Genomic DNA, 15,000 nt, shown 5'->3' on the forward strand with positions numbered 1-15,000 from the left:
CAAGGATTTTCCTTGCAGCCTTTTGTGTAGGCCGGGCTTCCAGCTGGTTGCCGCGCGGGTTGCGTCGCCAGGGGCCGTTACGCCATGGTGAGCACCACGGGCGCGTGGTCGCTGGGTTGCGGGTTCTTGCGTGGGGCGCGGTCCACCGTGCAGGCGGTCACGCTGGCGCGCAGCGCATCGCTCACCAGGATGTGGTCGATGCGCAGCCCCCGGTTCTTCTGAAACCCGAGCATGCGGTAGTCCCACCACGAGTAGCTTTTCTCAGGCTGCTCGAACATGCGGAAGGTGTCTGTCAGGCCCAGGCCAATCAGGTCCTGGAAGTGCTGGCGCTCTTCCACCGTGTGGTGGATCGTGTCCTTGAGGCCCACGGGGTCGAACGAATCGCGGTCTTCGGGCGCCACGTTGAAGTCGCCCAGCAGCGCCAGACGCGGGTGGGCCAGCAGCTCTTCGCGCAGCCAGCGGTGCAGGGCTGCAAGCCATAGCATCTTGTAGGCAAACTTCTCCGTGCCCGGGGCCTGGCCGTTCACGAAGTAGCAGTTCACCAGGCGCAGCGCGCCGTCCGGGGTGTCCAGCGTGGCTGCGATGACGCGGGCCTGCTCATCTGTGTGCCCGGGGATGTTGCGCACCACGTCGCGCATCGGGTGGCGGCTCAGGATGGCGACGCCGTTGTAGGTTTTCTGGCCAAAGGTCACGGTGTCGTAGCCCGCTTCCTTGAACGCGTCGTGCGGAAACTTGTCGTCGGTGAGCTTGAGCTCCTGCAGGCACAGTGCATCGACCGGGTTGGCCGCGAGCCAGGCCAGCACCTGGGGCAGCCGGACGGTGAGGGAGTTGACGTTCCAGGTCGAGATTTGCATGTTTTTGGCCTCCAGCGCTTGATAGGCAAGCGCTAATTGCTATTAATTAATGAGCTACTTGAGCCAAATGCAGCATCAACCCGCACGCACATAGGTCACAAAGCTGAACGGCAGCCCGTTGGTGCTGACGTGGCGACTGCGTGCAGATTCTGCCCATTCCGCGCCCAGCGTGGGCGCGTGGGCATCTCCGTCGAAGTCCTGGTCGATCTCGGTCACTTCCAGGCAGTCGGCCAGGGGCAGGGCCTCTGCGTAGATCTGAGCGCCGCCGATCACCCACACAGTCTGGCCGGCCGTGGCCTGCTGCAGCGCGTCTTGCAGGCTGGCAGCGCGCACGGCGCCGTCGGCCTGCCAGTCGGCCTGGCGCGTGACCACGATGTTGGTGCGGCCGGGCAGGGGGCGAAAGCGCGGGGGCAGCGAGTCCCAGGTCTTGCGGCCCATCACCACCGGGCAGCCCTGGGTGAGCTGCTTGAAATGCGCCATGTCTTCGGGGATGTGCCAGGGCAGGCGGTTGTCCTTGCCGATGACGCCATTGGCAGCGCGGGCGTAGATGAGGTGCACGGGCATGGTGGGGCCTCCTGGCTTCAGATGTGCAAGGCGGCGAGGGCGCCCACGCCCAGGCCCACGGCGGCCACGCCGTACATGCCGTATTCCAGCCATTTTTTCCGGGTCAGCAGCGCGATGGCGGCCAGAGCAATGGCCACCTGCAGCGCCGTGGTGGCCTGTGCCCAGCGGTGGTGCTGGTGCATTTGCGCCTCGCTCTTGCGGTCGAATTCGTGGGCGTCGGCTTCGAGTTTTTCGGCCACGACCTTGATCTCGTTTTTCTCGGTTTCGTAGCGCTCCACCTTGGTCTGGTAACCGGCCTTGCGGTCATCGGGCGCCAGGTCGCGGGCCAGTTCGGCCAGGGACTGTTTGGTGCTCTTGGACTGGAAGTAATTCCACTGGTTGGAGGCCTCGGTCTTCTTGATGGCCGCGTCGTTCTTGAGCAGCCCGGCGTTGGCCTGCGTGGCGCCGCCCATGTACGAAAAGATCGCGCCCACTGTCGCCACGATGGCGGTGAACATGGCGATCTTGTTCATGGACGAGCCGTTGCCGCCTTCAGCGCCATGGTCCGATGTGTGGTCGCCGTGGCCGTGGGTGGCATGCTCCACTGCGTGGTCGTGGGGGCCGTGTACGTGAAATCCGCCGGAAGACATGGATAAAAGCTCGTGGTGGTGGTGGGTGGATGCGGGCAAGGCGCTGTTGCGCCTGCCCCTGGGGCTCAAGAGGTGTGGGGTGCCAAAGAGGGCTGTTGGCTGGTCAAACGGCGACAGGGGCCTTGATCGCCGGGTGGCATTGGTAGTCCACCACTTCAAAGTCTTCGTACTGGTAGTCGAAGATGCTGTCGGGCTTGCGTTGGATGTTCAAGACCGGGTACGGGTAGGGCGTGCGCGCCAGCTGCGTCTGCACCTGCTCGTGGTGGTTGCTGTAGATATGGCAGTCGCCACCGGTCCAGATGAAGTCGCCCACATCCAGGTCGCACTGCTGCGCCACCATGTGGGTGAGCAGGGCGTAGCTGGCAATGTTGAACGGCACGCCCAAAAAGATGTCCGCACTGCGCTGGTACAGCTGGCAGGACAGCGTGCCGCGCCCGCCGGGCTCCTGCGCTGGCGCCACGTAGAACTGGAAGAACGCGTGGCAAGGCATCAGCGCCATCTTGTTCAGCTCGGCCACGTTCCAGGCGCTCACGATGATGCGGCGCGAATCAGGGTTGGTCTTGAGCGTCTGGATCACGTCACTGATCTGGTCGATGTGCCCGCCGTCCGGCGTGGGCCAGCTGCGCCACTGCACGCCGTACACCGGGCCCAGATCGCCATCCTCGCGCGCCCATTCGTCCCAGATGGTGACGCCGCGTTCTTTCAGCCAGTTGTTGTTGCTCGACCCCGTGAGGAACCACAGCAGCTCCTGAATGATGGACCGCAGGTGCACCTTCTTCGTGGTGACGAGCGGAAAGCCTTCCTTCAAATCGAACCGCATCTGGTGGCCGAACACGCTGGTCGTGCCCGTGCCCGTGCGGTCCGACTTGTGCACCCCATGGGTGAACACGTGGCGCATGAAGTCTTCGTATTGCGAGCGGACGGGGCGGGCGTGTTCGGTCATGGCGGTTGGAAGGCGAAAGACGCGATTTTAGGGCGTGCCGCCCGTCGGCGGCGGACAGGATAAGCTCGCAAACCTTTTGCCCTGCTGCCGTTTCAGAATGAAACCCACGATCATGCGCCTGGTTCCTTCAGCTTTCCTGTGCCGCGCTGTGCTGGCTGCTGTGCCGTTGGCGGTCCTGCTGCCGGGTTGCGGGGGCACTGCACCTACCGTGCCCGCCGCGCGCACCCCAGCGGGCTCCTGGGCCAGCCCCGCAGCGCCGGCCACAGCTGCCAAGGCTGTCAACCCCTGGGCTGGCCTGCAGGCACAGGTTGGCCGTCAGCCGGCGGACGGTGGCGACTACCTGCGCACCGGTCCCTTGGCAGACCGGCTGCGCGGCCTGCTCGGGCCCACCAACTACCCCGTGCTGCTCGACAACATGGGCGTCAGCAGCCCCTTGCGGCAAGAGGGCGCGCTGCTCTACATCACAGGCAACCGTCTGCACGAGGGCGGTACCGAGGCGGCAGCCGTGGTGATCCACCCCGCAGCGGACGCTGTGCGCGTGTGGCTGCTGACCGGTGGCGAAGAGTGGGATGTGCAGGACCGCGGCACCCCCAAAACCCTGCCCGCTGACGTCGCCACGATGATGGAAAACGCGCGCCGCTGAGCGCACCACCCGTCTGCCGGGTGGCAGAGCGCCTACAGCCTGGGCGGGAATGTGTTTCTATAATCAAGAATCATTCTCAAAAAGGCCGCCACGCCATGCCTGCCGCTCATCCCCTGCACGCGCTCTACAGCCACCACCACGGGTGGCTGCAGTCCTGGCTGCGCCGGCGGCTCGGTTGTGCCGACGATGCGGCCGACCTGGCGCAGGACACCTTCGTGCGCCTGCTCGCACGGCCCACCGCCATCGCCCCCGACGCGATGCGCGAGCCGCGCGCCTACCTGACCACGGTGGCACGCGGGCTGCTGGTGGACTTCTGGCGCCGGGGTGAACTGGAACGCGCCTACCTGGCAGATCTGGCCCTGCAGCCCCAGGTGCTGCAGCCATCCCCTGAAGAGCGCCTGGCCGCCGTGCAGATGCTCCACGCGGTCGATGCATTGCTGCAGGGCCTGACGCCCAAGACGCGCGCAGCGTGGCTGATGAACCGGCTCGATGGTCTCACGCATGCAGAGATTGCCGAGCAGCTGCAAGTGTCGGTGCCCCGCGTACGCCAGTACCTGGCCAACGCCATGCGCCACGCCTACCACCTGCGTTTTGGCGGCGCGGCGTGAGCAGTGCGGGTTGGACCACGGGCGGTCCACCTGGTGGTGCAGGCGACGACCACCCCGTGCCGCCTGCCGTGCTGGAGGTCGCCATCGGCTGGCAACTGCGCCAGGGAGAGGGCGCCATCTCGCCGGCGGACGCCCAAGCCCTGGCCGACTGGCTGGCCGCACACCCCGACCATGCCCGCGCCTGGCGCCAGCTGGGCGACATCGACCAGCACTTGGCCCGCGCCGCCGCAGGTCCCGGAGCCCGCGCAGCGTTGCTGCTGCCACCGCGCCAGCGCCGTCCTGCCCGTGTGGCGAGCACCGTGCTGGGCCTGGCATTGGTGGTGGCCTGCGGCGCGCTGGTGCTGGACCGCTACCAGCCCGTGGGCCAACTGCTGGCCGACCACCGCACCGCCACCGGTGAGCGCCGCACCATCGTGCTGCCCGACCAGACCGTGCTGCACCTGAACACCCGCAGCGCTGTGGACATCGTGTTCAGCCAAGACCAGCGCGCCATCCACCTGCGCGCGGGCGAGGTGGCCGTGGAAACCAGCCATGCCGACCCGGCCGAGCGGCGCCCGTTCGTCGTGCTGACCGAGGACGGCAGCCTGCGCGCCCTGGGCACCCGCTTCACCGTGCGCCGCTGGCCGCAGGCGCACGCCACTGGCACCGATGGGGCTCAGGGCCGTGGCGCGCCCGCCACCGAGGTCGCCGTCACCCAGTCGGCCGTCGCGGCCCGCCCGGCGACCTGTGCGGCAGCAGCGTCCGAGCCGTGCAGTGCCGAGCGCATCGTGTCGGCCGGGCAGGGCGCGCGGCTGGAGGGCGGGCGGGTGGACCCGTGGGTGGCCCCGCCCGATGCCGATGCCTGGAAGGACGGCATGCTGGTCGTGGACAACCAACCCTTGGGCGAGGTGGTGGCCATGCTCGCGCGGCACCGGGTCGGCCACCTGGGTGTCGACCCCCGTGTGGCCCGGTTGCGTGTGACGGGCACGCTGCCCCTGGCGGACACCGACCAGGCCCTGTTGGCGCTGACCGCGGCCGTGCCGGTGGAGGTGGTCTGGACCACGCGCTGGTGGGTCACGCTCAAGCCGCGTGCTGCGCCTTGAGGATGAAAGTTTGAAGAAAATCGGCCGCTACCGCTTGATGGGCAAGCGCTGGCAGCTATCAAAAGATGAGTGACTTGGTTCGGCTGATCGACGGTTCCATTCAGTTCAACCCAGATCCACCAGCCGAAGCAGATCAACCCAGATCGCCCCTGCCAGCTGGCATCCCACACACCAACGATGCCGGCCCGAAAAAGAAATTGCCCCGGCCCCCTCTCACTTTTCGGTACCCGTTCGGCAATCAGACAGAGACCGTGCATCGGCGCGGCTACCCCTCTTTTCTGACGTGACCGTTTAGGAGCCTGACCCATGCCCTCTGCTGTTCTCCCCTTTCCGCTGAACCCCTGCGCTACTGCGCTGCTGCTCGCGTTGGCGGCCTCTGCCGTGGCCGCACAGCCAGCCACGGTGCAGGCCCCTGCGGCCACGGCCAGCGCTGCGGCCGTGCGCGACTACGACCTGCCCGCCGGGCCGCTGGGAGCCGCCCTCAACCGCATCGCGCGCGATGCAGGCTTGGCGCTCACCGCCGATGCGCAGTTGGTGGAAGGCCGCAACGCGGCGCCCGTGCGGGGCCGCTTCGATGCACCCGAGGCACTGCGCCGCGCGCTGGCGGGTTCGGGGCTGGAGCTGCGGCAGACCACGGGCGGCGTCTTCACGCTGCGCGAGGCATCGCGCCCTGCAGCGCAGGCACCCCGGCTCAGCGATGCCGCCACCCTGGGCGCCGTCACCGTGACGGCCAGCGCCGAGGCAGCGCCCGGCGATTTGCCGCCCGCCTATGCCGGCGGCCAGGTTGCCACGGGCAGCCGGGTCGGCCTGCTGGGTCACCAGAGCCTGATGGACACGCCGTTTCACATCACCAGCTACACGGCCGAACTCATGCAGGACCAGCAGGCGATCACCGTAGCCGATGTGCTGGCCAACGACCCGTCCGTGCGCACGGTGTCCTACAGCCTGACCAACGCTGCTGCGGGGGGCGACATCTTTCTGATCCGCGGCTTCTCGGTGCAGGACTCCGTGCTTTTCGACGGCATCGGCGGCATCGCCACCAACCGTGCCGTGGCGGTCGAAGCGGCTGAGCGCGTCGAGGTGCTCAAGGGCCCCAACGCTCTGCTCAACGGCATGGCCCCCGGGGCGGGCGGCGCGGTGGGCGGCGCCATCAATTTGGTGCCCAAGCGCGCGGGTGACGTGCCGCTGACCCGCCTGACCACCACTTACCTGTCCAAAGGCAACCTGGGCGGCCACCTGGACGTGGGCCGCCGGTTCGGCGACGACCACCAGTGGGGTGTGCGCTTCAACGGCGTCTACCGCGACGGAAAGACCGCCACCCAGGGCCAGTCCGTCGAGCTGGGGGCTGCGGCGCTGGCCGTGGACTACCGGGGCAGCCAGCTGCGGGCCTCGGTAGATGCCGGCCACCAGACGATGAACAACGAAGCGCCGCAAGGCGCCGCGGGCTTTGGCATCGACGACGCCATTGCCATCCCCAGGCCGCCCCGGGCCAGCCATCGCATCGCGCAGGACTGGGAGTTCGCCAGGTCGCGCAGCAATTACCTCCTGGCCAAAGCCGAGTACGACGTTACTCCGGACTGGACGCTCTCTGCAGCCGCGGGTGGCAGCCACACGCGGTCCCGCTACCTCGCCACCGACGTGTTCGTGACCAGCGTGCAGGGCGATGCGCAGGCCACTACGTACTTCTGGCCCAACTGGACGAACTACCGCACCGTGCAAGGCGGCCTGCAGGGCACGGTGCATGCCGGCGAGCTCACGCACCGCATCCACCTGCATGCGTCGTACCTGAAGAAGGACAGCGGCTTCACGGCGCAGTACTACGGCTTCGACAGCTTCGCCACGAACATGTATGCGCCCGCGGCCACCGCGCGTCCGTCCATCGACGGTTTCTCATCGCGGCCGCCACAGACCGATTCCTTGCAGTTGCCGTCCGTGGCGCTGTCCGACACCGTCTCGCTGTGGCAAGACCGGCTGGCCGTCACCCTGGGTGCCCGTTACCAGCGCGTGAAGGTCGTCAAGTACGACACCGCCACCGGGGCCGGCAGCACCGCATACGACGAGCACGCGGTGACGCCGGCGCTGGCGGCGGTGTTCAAGCTACAGCCGCACGTGTCGCTCTACGGCAATTACATCGAAGGCCTGGTCCAGGGCGATTCAGCACCGCTGGGCACCACCAACGCCGGGCAGGTGTTTCCGCCGGTCCGGACGAAGCAGCGCGAGGTGGGCGTGAAGGCCGATTGGGGCCGCTTCAGCACCACAGCGAGCCTGTTCCACATCCAGAAGCCGAGCGGGCTGGTGGCGTCCAACGGCGATGGCACATTCACCTACCAGGTCGGTGCAGAGCAGCGCAACCGCGGGGTCGAGCTCAATGTCTTTGGCGAGGTGGCCCGGGGAACGCGCCTGCTGGGCGGCGTGACCTTCAACGATGCCCGGCTGACCCGAACCGAAGGCGGCACCTACAACGGCAACGCCGCGCCCAATGTGTCGCGCTGGCAGCTCAACCTGGGCAGCGACCACGACGTGGCTGCCGTTCCGGGGCTGACGCTGTCGGCCCGCATGATCGCCAGCAGCGCTCAGCATGTGGACGCCGCCAACCTTCGGCGCATCCCGGGCTGGACGCGCTGGGACATCGGGGCCCGCTACAAGACCCAGGCCTGGAGCCGGCCGCTGGTGCTGCGCGCGGGCGTGGACAACCTGTTCAACCGCAACTATTGGTCCAGCGGTTCCGGCAACTGGCTGTATGTGGGAAGTCCTCGCACGGTGACTCTCTCTGCCACGGTGGATTTCTGACGGGAGCAGTGCTGCTGTGGGCGGACGGGCAAATGGATGGAGGAGGGGGTAGTGGTGTCTTCCCCAGTGGGCCTTGGGGCACGAAATATGAATTAAATTGGCCTCTACCGCTTGATAGATAAGCGCCAAAAGCTATTGATTTGATAGTGATTTGGGGCATCCGCGACTAACCGTGCTGGGGGTCCGGCCCCTCTCCTCTTGGTCGGTTAGATACCCTGTTGACACCTATAGGTATAAATCCTGAGTATCTGGTGCAAATTAGTATTTGTGGAGGCATCTGGAGTACCAATCGAGCATTGCAGCATCGGTATCGTTCAGTTCGTCAATGCCGTATGCCTGCACTGGCGTTGAACGGTCGATCCCATACCAATTACGAAGGAGACATTCCGATGCCACATTCCCCCCGTGTTTTTGCTCCTCAGCGCCTCGCCCTGGCCGCTGCACTGGCCCTGTCGCTGTGCGGCGCCGCCAGCGCGCAGACCGAGCTGGTCATTGCCACCGTGAACAACGGCCACATGATCGAGATGCAAAAGCTCAGCAAAAACTTCGAGCAGGCCAACCCCGACATCAAGCTCAAGTGGGTCACGCTGGAAGAAGGCGTGCTGCGCCAGCGCGTGACCACCGACATCGCCACCAAGGGCGGCCAGTTCGACGTGATGACGATCGGCATGTACGAGGCGCCCATCTGGGGCAAGAAGGGCTGGCTGCAGGAGCTCAAGACCGACGCCGCCTACGACGTGGACGACCTGCTGCCCGCCGTGCGCAACGGCCTGTCCATCGACGGCAAGCTGTTCGCCGCCCCGTTCTACGGCGAAAGCTCCATGCTCATGTACCGCAAGGACCTGGCCGACAAGGCGGGCGTGCAGGTGCCCGAGCGTCCCACCTGGCCGCAGATCAAGGACCTGGCCGCCAAGATGCACGACCCCAAGAACGGGGTGTACGGCATCTGCCTGCGCGGCAAGCCGGGCTGGGGTGACAACATGGCCTTCCTGACCACGCTGGTCAACACCTTCGGCGGCCAGTGGTTCGACATGCAGTGGAAGCCGCAGCTCGAGTCCAAGCCCTGGAAGGACGCGATCAACTTCTACGTCGACCTGCTCAAGAACTACGGCCCGCCCGGCTCTGCCGCCAACAGCTTCAACGAGATCCTGGCGCTGACCAACTCGGGCAAGTGCGGCATGTGGGTGGACGCGACCATTGCGGCATCGTTCGTGGCGGACCCCAAGCAGTCCAAGGTGGCCGACCAGATGGCCTTTGCCCAGGCGCCCACCATGAACACGCCCAAGGGCGCCAACTGGCTGTGGTCGTGGAATCTGGCCATCCCGGCTGGTTCCAAAAAGGTCGACGCCGCGCAGAAGTTCATCACCTGGTCCACCAGCAAGGACTACATCCAGCTGGTGGCCAAGACCAACGGCTGGGCCAACGTGCCCACCGGCACGCGCAAGAGCACCTACGCCTCGCCGGAATTCCAGAAGGCCGCGCGTTTTGCCGCCGCAGAGAAGACCGCCATCGACTCGGCCAACCCCACGGATTCGACCTTGCCCAAGAGCCCGTATGTGGGCGTGCAGTTCGCGGCCATTCCGGAGTTCCAGGCCATCGGTATCGCCGTGGGCCAGCAGATGAGTTCTGCGCTGGCAGGCAAGACGACGGTGGACGCGGCACTCAAGGCCGGCCAGGTGGCGGCTGACCGCGAAATGAAGAAGGCCGGCTACTACAAATAGGCAAGCACCCATTGGGCTACTGCGCGGCCCGATCTGGGGGCGGTGTTCCTCGCCGTACGGGAGTACGACTACGGTACAGCACCCCCACCTCGGGCGGCTCGCTACGCCGACTGAACGCCTATTTCCGCTGGACTTTTTTCTGAGGCTCCCATGAACCGCCGCCTGCTACCCCGTCTGCTGCTCACGCCAGCCATGGCCACGCTCTTCCTGTGGATGATCGTGCCGCTGGTGATGACGATCTACTTCTCGCTCATCCGCTACAACCTCATGCAGCCCGACCAGACGGGCTTTGCGGGGCTGGAGAACTTCGAGTACTTCGTCACCGACCCATCGTTCGGGGCCGCAGTGGTCAACACCGTCTTGCTGCTGGGCAGCGTGATCCTCATCACGGTGTTCTTCGGCGTGGCGATCGCGCTGCTCATCAATGATCCGTTTCCGGGCCGGGGCATCGTGCGGGTGCTGCTGATCTCGCCGTTCTTCGTCATGCCCACGGTCAATGCGCTGATGTGGAAGAACATGATGATGAATCCCATCTACGGCGTGCTCGCGCAGGTGTGGATCTTCTTCGGCGCAGCGCCGGTGGACTGGCTCACCGACCACCCGCTGTTCTCGGTCATCGTCATGGTGTCGTGGCAATGGCTGCCGTTCGCCACGCTGATCTTCATGACCGCGCTGCAAAGCATGAACCACGAGCAGCTGGAAGCCTCGCGCATGGACGGCGCCAACTACCTGCAGCAGCTGCGCTACCTGTACGTGCCGCACCTGGGCCGCTCGGTGGCCGTGGTGGTCATGATCGAACTCATCTTTTTGCTCAGCATCTTTGCCGAGATCTACACGACCACGGCCGGCGGGCCGGGCGATGCCAGCACCAACGTCACCTTCCTGATCTTCAAGCAGGCACTGCTCAACTTCGACGCGGGCGTGGCCTCGGCCGGGGCGCTGTTCGCAGTCGTGCTGGCCAACATCGCAGCCGTATTTTTGATCCGCATGGTCGGCAAGAACCTCGACAAATAAGACCCCAGGCAACGCACATGACTGCAACCACCACACGACGCCGTTCCAACTTTCCGCTGGGCCTGCTGGCCCTGCGCACCGCTGCCGCCTGGGGCGTGGCCCTGCTGCTGTTTTTTCCGCTGGGTTGGCTGTTCCTGACGGCGTTCAAAACCGAGCTGCAGGCCATCGCCGTGCCGCCGCAGCTGTTCTTTGTCCCCACGCTCGAAAACTTCCACGAGGTGCAGGAGCGCAGCGACTACCTGCTGTACGCCAAGAATTCGGTCATCACCAGCGTGGTCTCTACCCTGGTGGGGCTCATGCTGGCTGCGCCTGCGGCCTACGCCATGGCCTTCTTCAAGGGCAAGTACACCAAGGACATCCTCATGTGGATGCTCTCGACCAAGATGATGCCCGCCGTGGGCGCGCTGGTGCCCATCTATGTGCTGGCGCAAAAGAGCCACCTGCTCGACACGCAGCTCGCGCTGATCATCGTGTTCGCGCTGTCCAACCTGCCCATCATGGTCTGGATGCTGTACTCGCACTTCAAGGACATCCCGCACGAGATCCTGGAGGCCGCGCGCATGGACGGCGCCACGCTGTGGCAAGAGGTGCGCCTGGTGCTGCTGCCGCTGGGCATGGGTGGCCTGGCATCCACCGGCCTCCTGTGCCTGGTGCTGTCGTGGAACGAAGCCTTCTGGAGCCTGAACCTCAGCGCCGCCAAGGCCGGCACGCTCGCCACGCTGATCGCGTCCTACTCCAGCCCCGAAGGCCTGTTCTGGGCCAAGCTGTCCGCCGCGTCGCTGATGGCCATTGCGCCCATCGTGGTGTTCGGCTGGTTCAGCCAGAAGCAGCTCGTTCAGGGCCTGACCTTCGGCGCGGTCAAGTAAATCCGCAGCCTGTCTTTCCCACAGTTTTTCAAGATTTCAGGAACCCGATTCCATGGCCTACCTTCAACTGCGCGGCATCGAAAAATTCTTCGGCGAGCACCGCGCCATCAAAGGCATCGACCTCACCATCCAGCAGGGCGAGTTCATCGTCTTCGTCGGCCCGTCGGGCTGCGGCAAATCCACGCTGCTGCGGCTGATCGCGGGGCTCGAAGCCATCGACGGCGGCTCGCTCATGCTCGACGGCCGCGACATCACCGACCAGCCGTCGAGCAAGCGCGACCTGGCCATGGTGTTCCAGAGCTACGCGCTGTACCCGCACATGAGCGTGTACGAGAACATGAGCTTCGCGCTCAAGCTCGCCAAGGTCGACAAGCAGGTGATCGACGAAAAGGTGCAGAACGCCGCGCGCATCCTCAACCTCACCAGCTACCTGCAGCGCACGCCCAAGGAGCTGTCGGGCGGCCAGCGCCAGCGCGTGGCCATCGGCCGCGCCATCGTGCGCGCGCCCAAGGTGTTTTTGTTCGACGAGCCGCTGTCCAACCTCGACGCAGCGCTGCGCGGCCAGACGCGGGTGGAGATCGCCAAGCTGCACCGCGACCTGGGCGCCACCACCATCTACGTGACGCACGACCAGGTCGAGGCCATGACGCTGGCCGACCGCGTGGTGGTGCTGCGCGACGGCGTGATCGAGCAGGTGGGCACGCCGCTGGAGCTGTACGACAAGCCCGCCAACCAGTTCGTGGCCCAGTTCATCGGCACGCCGCAGATGAACGTGGTGCCCGTCGACAAGCTGCCGCAGCCCGTGCAGCAGCAGGCCCCAACGTCCCCCGATGGCGCCGCTGTGGGCGCCATCGGCCTGCGCCCCGAGAACATCACCGTGCGCAACACCGGCGCCACGCCCGTGGGCGGCCAGGTGGACCTGATCGAAGCACTGGGCGCCGAGACGCTGATCTACGTCAGCACGCCCGGCGGCGCGCAGTTCGTCTCGCGCCAGAACGACCGCACGGGCCTGCGCGCAGGCGATGCGGTCAGCCTGGACATCGACGCATCGCACGCGCACTGGTTCGACACCGCCGGCCGTGTCGTGGCGGGCCACGCAGCATGAGTGCCACGCAGACCTTGCAAGGGCAGGTGGCGGCGGTCACCGGCGCTGCCTCGGGCATCGGGTTCGCCAGTGCGAAAGCCATGGCCGATGCCGGCGCGCGCGTGGTGCTGATCGACCGCGACGAGGCCGCGCTGGCCAAGGCATGCGCCGCCATCGGCCCCAGCGCCTTGCCGCTGGTGCTGGACCTGCTCGATGCCCGGCAGTGCGCCAGCCTGCTGCAGCGCACGCTGGCGCTCGCGGGGCAGCTCGACATCTTCCACGCCAACGCCGGGCTGTATGTGGGCGGCGACCTGGTGGATGCCGACCCTGATGCCATCGACCGCATGCTGAATTTGAACGTCAACGTGGTGATGAAGAACGTGCACAACGTGCTGCCCCACATGATCGAGCGCGGCCGGGGCGACATCATCGTCACCAGCTCGCTGGCCGCGCATTTCCCCACGCCGTGGGAGCCCGTCTACGCGTCGTCCAAGTGGGCGGTCAACTGCTTCGTGCAGACCGTGCGCCGCCAGGTCTTCAAGCACGGCATCCGCGTGGGCTCCATCTCGCCCGGGCCCGTCATCACCTCGCTGCTGGCCGACTGGCCCGCGGAAAAGCTCGCCGAGGCCAAGGCCAGCGGCAGCCTCATCGAGGCCTCCGAAGTGGCCGACGTGGTGCTCTTCATGCTCACCCGCCCGCGCGGCATGACCATCCGCGACGTCGTGATGATGCCCACAAATTTTGATCTCTGAATACCCGTCTTCACGCACCATGAATTTCATCCTGCATCTGGGCCTGGGCTCCTTCCACCGTGCCCACCAGGCCGTCTACGTTCACCAGCTGCGCCAGCAAGGTGACACGGGCTGGGCCATCGCAGGCGGCAACCTGCGCCCCGACATGGCCGACACCATCGCGGCCCTGCAGGCGCAGGGCGGCCGCTACACGCTCGAAACCGTCACGCCCCAGGGCGAGCGCAGCTACACCGTCATCGAATCCATACAGCGCGTGATCCCCTACCAGGACGACCTGGCCCCGCTGATCGCTGCAGGCGCCGACCCGGCCACGCGCATCATCAGCTTCACGGTGACCGAGGCGGGCTACTACCTCGATGCCCAGAACCAGCTCGACTGGCCCACGTTTGCCGACCTGCGCGCCGACCTCGCGGCCGTGAAAGCCGGCCAGGCAGGCCACACCATCTACGGCGGCCTCGTCAGCATCCTGCGTGCGCGCATGGCTTCGGGCGCCGGCCCCGTCACGCTGATGAACTGCGACAACCTGCGCCACAACGGCGACCGCTCGCGCAGTGGCCTGCTGCAGTTCATCGACGCGCTGGGCGACGCAGAGCTCAAGGCCTGGGTGGTGCAGCACACCATCAGCCCCAACGCCATGGTCGACCGCATCACCCCGCGCCCCACGCCCGACGTGGCCGAGCGCGTGCGCGCAGCCACCGGCTGGGACGACAAGGCGGCGCTGATGGGCGAGAGCTTCATCCAGTGGGTCATCGAAGACGACTTCATCGCCGGCCGGCCCGACTGGGAGATGGTGGGCGTGGAAATGGTGCAGTCGGTGCAGGCGCACGAAGAGGCCAAGATCCGCCTGCTGAACGCCACCCACAGCTGCATTGCCTGGGCCGGCACGCTGGCGGGCTACCAGTACATCCACGAAGGCACGCACGATGCCGCCATCCGCCAGATGGCCTACGACTACGTCACCGACGATGCGATCCCCGTGTTGCTGCCATGCCCCATCGACCTGCAGGCCTACCGCGACGTGGTGCTGGACCGCTTCGGCAACCCTGCCATCGCCGACACCAACCAGCGCGTGGCGATGGACGCGTTCTCCAAGATCCCCGGCATGATCGCGCCCACCATCCGCGACAAGCTGGCGCGCAATGCGCCGTTCGACAGCGTGGCCATGCTGCCCGCGCTGTTCCTGGCCTACCTGCAGCGCTGGCACGCGGGGCAGATCCCCTACACCTACCAGGACCAGGCCATGGACCCGGCCGTGGCGCACGCCATTTGCGACGTCGCCGACCCGGTCGCCGCGTTTGCGGCCGACACGACGCTGTGGGGCGAGATGGCCAGCCATCCGAAGCTGGTGGAAACCCTGCGCAAAGCCTACGCCCGCGTGTTGGTTTTTGTGGCGGACCGTGCGCAGGCCTGATGCTGGTGTAACTTCAACGGACTGTCCGCCTACCCACTG

Annotated in this window: 14 protein-coding genes; 10 read left to right on the forward strand and 4 right to left on the reverse strand. The window is 66.4% G+C overall.

The genetic code is table 11. From position 1 onward, the window contains the following. Positions 1 to 77: 77 nt before the first annotated feature. The 4 genes from xth to ASE52_RS09465 form a co-directional block, all read right to left on the reverse strand. Positions 78 to 854, reverse strand: a complete 777-nt coding sequence (xth, locus tag ASE52_RS09450) for an exodeoxyribonuclease III (RefSeq protein WP_010457754.1) — start codon at positions 852 to 854, stop codon at positions 78 to 80. Between the two features lie 75 nt (positions 855 to 929). Continuing rightward, positions 930 to 1,418 (reverse strand): dihydrofolate reductase, encoded by a 489-nt coding sequence (locus ASE52_RS09455; protein WP_057225667.1) that lies wholly within the window; start codon positions 1,416 to 1,418, stop codon positions 930 to 932. A gap of 17 nt (positions 1,419 to 1,435) precedes the next feature. Further along, the gene (locus tag ASE52_RS09460) at positions 1,436 to 2,047 is read right to left on the reverse strand and encodes a DUF4337 domain-containing protein (protein WP_010457758.1); all 612 of its coding nucleotides are present in this window, start codon (positions 2,045 to 2,047) and stop codon (positions 1,436 to 1,438) included. Between the two features lie 103 nt (positions 2,048 to 2,150). Continuing rightward, positions 2,151 to 2,990 carry a thymidylate synthase gene (locus ASE52_RS09465; RefSeq protein ID WP_057225669.1) on the reverse strand — a complete coding sequence of 280 codons (840 nt, stop codon included), beginning with the start codon at positions 2,988 to 2,990 and terminating at the stop codon, positions 2,151 to 2,153. Between the two features lie 97 nt (positions 2,991 to 3,087). Between ASE52_RS09465 and ASE52_RS09470 the strand changes: the two genes are divergently transcribed. The 10 genes from ASE52_RS09470 to dalD all read left to right on the forward strand — a co-directional run bounded on the left by ASE52_RS09470 (position 3,088) and on the right by dalD (position 14,961). After that, a complete protein-coding gene (locus ASE52_RS09470; RefSeq protein ID WP_241776970.1) occupies positions 3,088 to 3,633 on the forward strand; it encodes a hypothetical protein in 546 nt (181 codons plus the stop codon). 95 nt (positions 3,634 to 3,728) lie between these two features. Further along, the gene (locus ASE52_RS09475) at positions 3,729 to 4,241 is read left to right on the forward strand and encodes a sigma-70 family RNA polymerase sigma factor (protein WP_057225671.1); all 513 of its coding nucleotides are present in this window, start codon (positions 3,729 to 3,731) and stop codon (positions 4,239 to 4,241) included. Beyond that, entirely contained in the window at positions 4,238 to 5,323 is a 1,086-nt protein-coding gene (locus tag ASE52_RS09480) for a FecR family protein (RefSeq protein ID WP_057225673.1), read from the forward strand. Before ASE52_RS09475 ends, ASE52_RS09480 begins: the two co-directional genes overlap by 4 nt. Before the next feature lie 306 nt (positions 5,324 to 5,629). Then, positions 5,630 to 8,113: a TonB-dependent receptor gene (locus ASE52_RS09485; RefSeq protein WP_057225675.1), complete on the forward strand. Its 2,484-nt coding sequence runs from the start codon at positions 5,630 to 5,632 to the stop codon at positions 8,111 to 8,113. 389 nt (positions 8,114 to 8,502) lie between these two features. Continuing rightward, a complete protein-coding gene (locus ASE52_RS09490; protein ID WP_057225677.1) occupies positions 8,503 to 9,834 on the forward strand; it encodes a sugar ABC transporter substrate-binding protein in 1,332 nt (443 codons plus the stop codon). A 150-nt stretch (positions 9,835 to 9,984) separates the two neighbouring features. Continuing rightward, complete coding sequence (locus ASE52_RS09495; protein WP_057225678.1) at positions 9,985 to 10,848, forward strand: sugar ABC transporter permease; 864 nt, start codon at positions 9,985 to 9,987, stop codon at positions 10,846 to 10,848. Between the two features lie 17 nt (positions 10,849 to 10,865). Then, positions 10,866 to 11,714 carry a carbohydrate ABC transporter permease gene (locus ASE52_RS09500; RefSeq protein WP_057225680.1) on the forward strand — a complete coding sequence of 283 codons (849 nt, stop codon included), beginning with the start codon at positions 10,866 to 10,868 and terminating at the stop codon, positions 11,712 to 11,714. Between the two features lie 52 nt (positions 11,715 to 11,766). Further along, a complete protein-coding gene (locus ASE52_RS09505; RefSeq protein WP_057225682.1) occupies positions 11,767 to 12,819 on the forward strand; it encodes an ABC transporter ATP-binding protein in 1,053 nt (350 codons plus the stop codon). Beyond that, a complete protein-coding gene (locus ASE52_RS09510) occupies positions 12,816 to 13,550 on the forward strand; it encodes an SDR family oxidoreductase (protein WP_057225684.1) in 735 nt (244 codons plus the stop codon). Before ASE52_RS09505 ends, ASE52_RS09510 begins: the two co-directional genes overlap by 4 nt. A 19-nt stretch (positions 13,551 to 13,569) precedes the next feature. Continuing rightward, complete coding sequence (gene dalD / locus ASE52_RS09515; protein ID WP_057225686.1) at positions 13,570 to 14,961, forward strand: D-arabinitol 4-dehydrogenase; 1,392 nt, start codon at positions 13,570 to 13,572, stop codon at positions 14,959 to 14,961. Positions 14,962 to 15,000 lie beyond the last annotated feature (39 nt).

This window comes from Acidovorax sp. Root275 (assembly GCF_001428965.1).
In the GTDB taxonomy this organism is placed as follows: domain Bacteria; phylum Pseudomonadota; class Gammaproteobacteria; order Burkholderiales; family Burkholderiaceae_C; genus Acidovorax; species Acidovorax radicis.

Bases quoted from the DNA above. Each gene is read 5' to 3' on its own strand.
- ASE52_RS09490 (WP_057225677.1), top strand. From the start codon at position 8,503: ATGCCACATTCCCCCCGTGTTTTTGCTCCTCAGCGCCTCGCCCTGGCC.
- ASE52_RS09495 (WP_057225678.1), top strand. From the start codon at position 9,985: ATGAACCGCCGCCTGCTACCCCGTCTGCTGCTCACGCCAGCCATGGCC.
- ASE52_RS09505 (WP_057225682.1), top strand. From the start codon at position 11,767: ATGGCCTACCTTCAACTGCGCGGCATCGAAAAATTCTTCGGCGAGCAC.
- ASE52_RS09500 (WP_057225680.1), top strand. From the start codon at position 10,866: ATGACTGCAACCACCACACGACGCCGTTCCAACTTTCCGCTGGGCCTG.
- ASE52_RS09455 (WP_057225667.1), bottom strand. From the start codon at position 1,418: ATGCCCGTGCACCTCATCTACGCCCGCGCTGCCAATGGCGTCATCGGC.
- ASE52_RS09475 (WP_057225671.1), top strand. From the start codon at position 3,729: ATGCCTGCCGCTCATCCCCTGCACGCGCTCTACAGCCACCACCACGGG.
- ASE52_RS09470 (WP_241776970.1), top strand. From the start codon at position 3,088: ATGAAACCCACGATCATGCGCCTGGTTCCTTCAGCTTTCCTGTGCCGC.
- ASE52_RS09485 (WP_057225675.1), top strand. From the start codon at position 5,630: ATGCCCTCTGCTGTTCTCCCCTTTCCGCTGAACCCCTGCGCTACTGCG.
- ASE52_RS09465 (WP_057225669.1), bottom strand. From the start codon at position 2,990: ATGACCGAACACGCCCGCCCCGTCCGCTCGCAATACGAAGACTTCATG.
- ASE52_RS09460 (WP_010457758.1), bottom strand. From the start codon at position 2,047: ATGTCTTCCGGCGGATTTCACGTACACGGCCCCCACGACCACGCAGTG.
- xth (WP_010457754.1), bottom strand. From the start codon at position 854: ATGCAAATCTCGACCTGGAACGTCAACTCCCTCACCGTCCGGCTGCCC.
- dalD (WP_057225686.1), top strand. From the start codon at position 13,570: ATGAATTTCATCCTGCATCTGGGCCTGGGCTCCTTCCACCGTGCCCAC.
- ASE52_RS09510 (WP_057225684.1), top strand. From the start codon at position 12,816: ATGAGTGCCACGCAGACCTTGCAAGGGCAGGTGGCGGCGGTCACCGGC.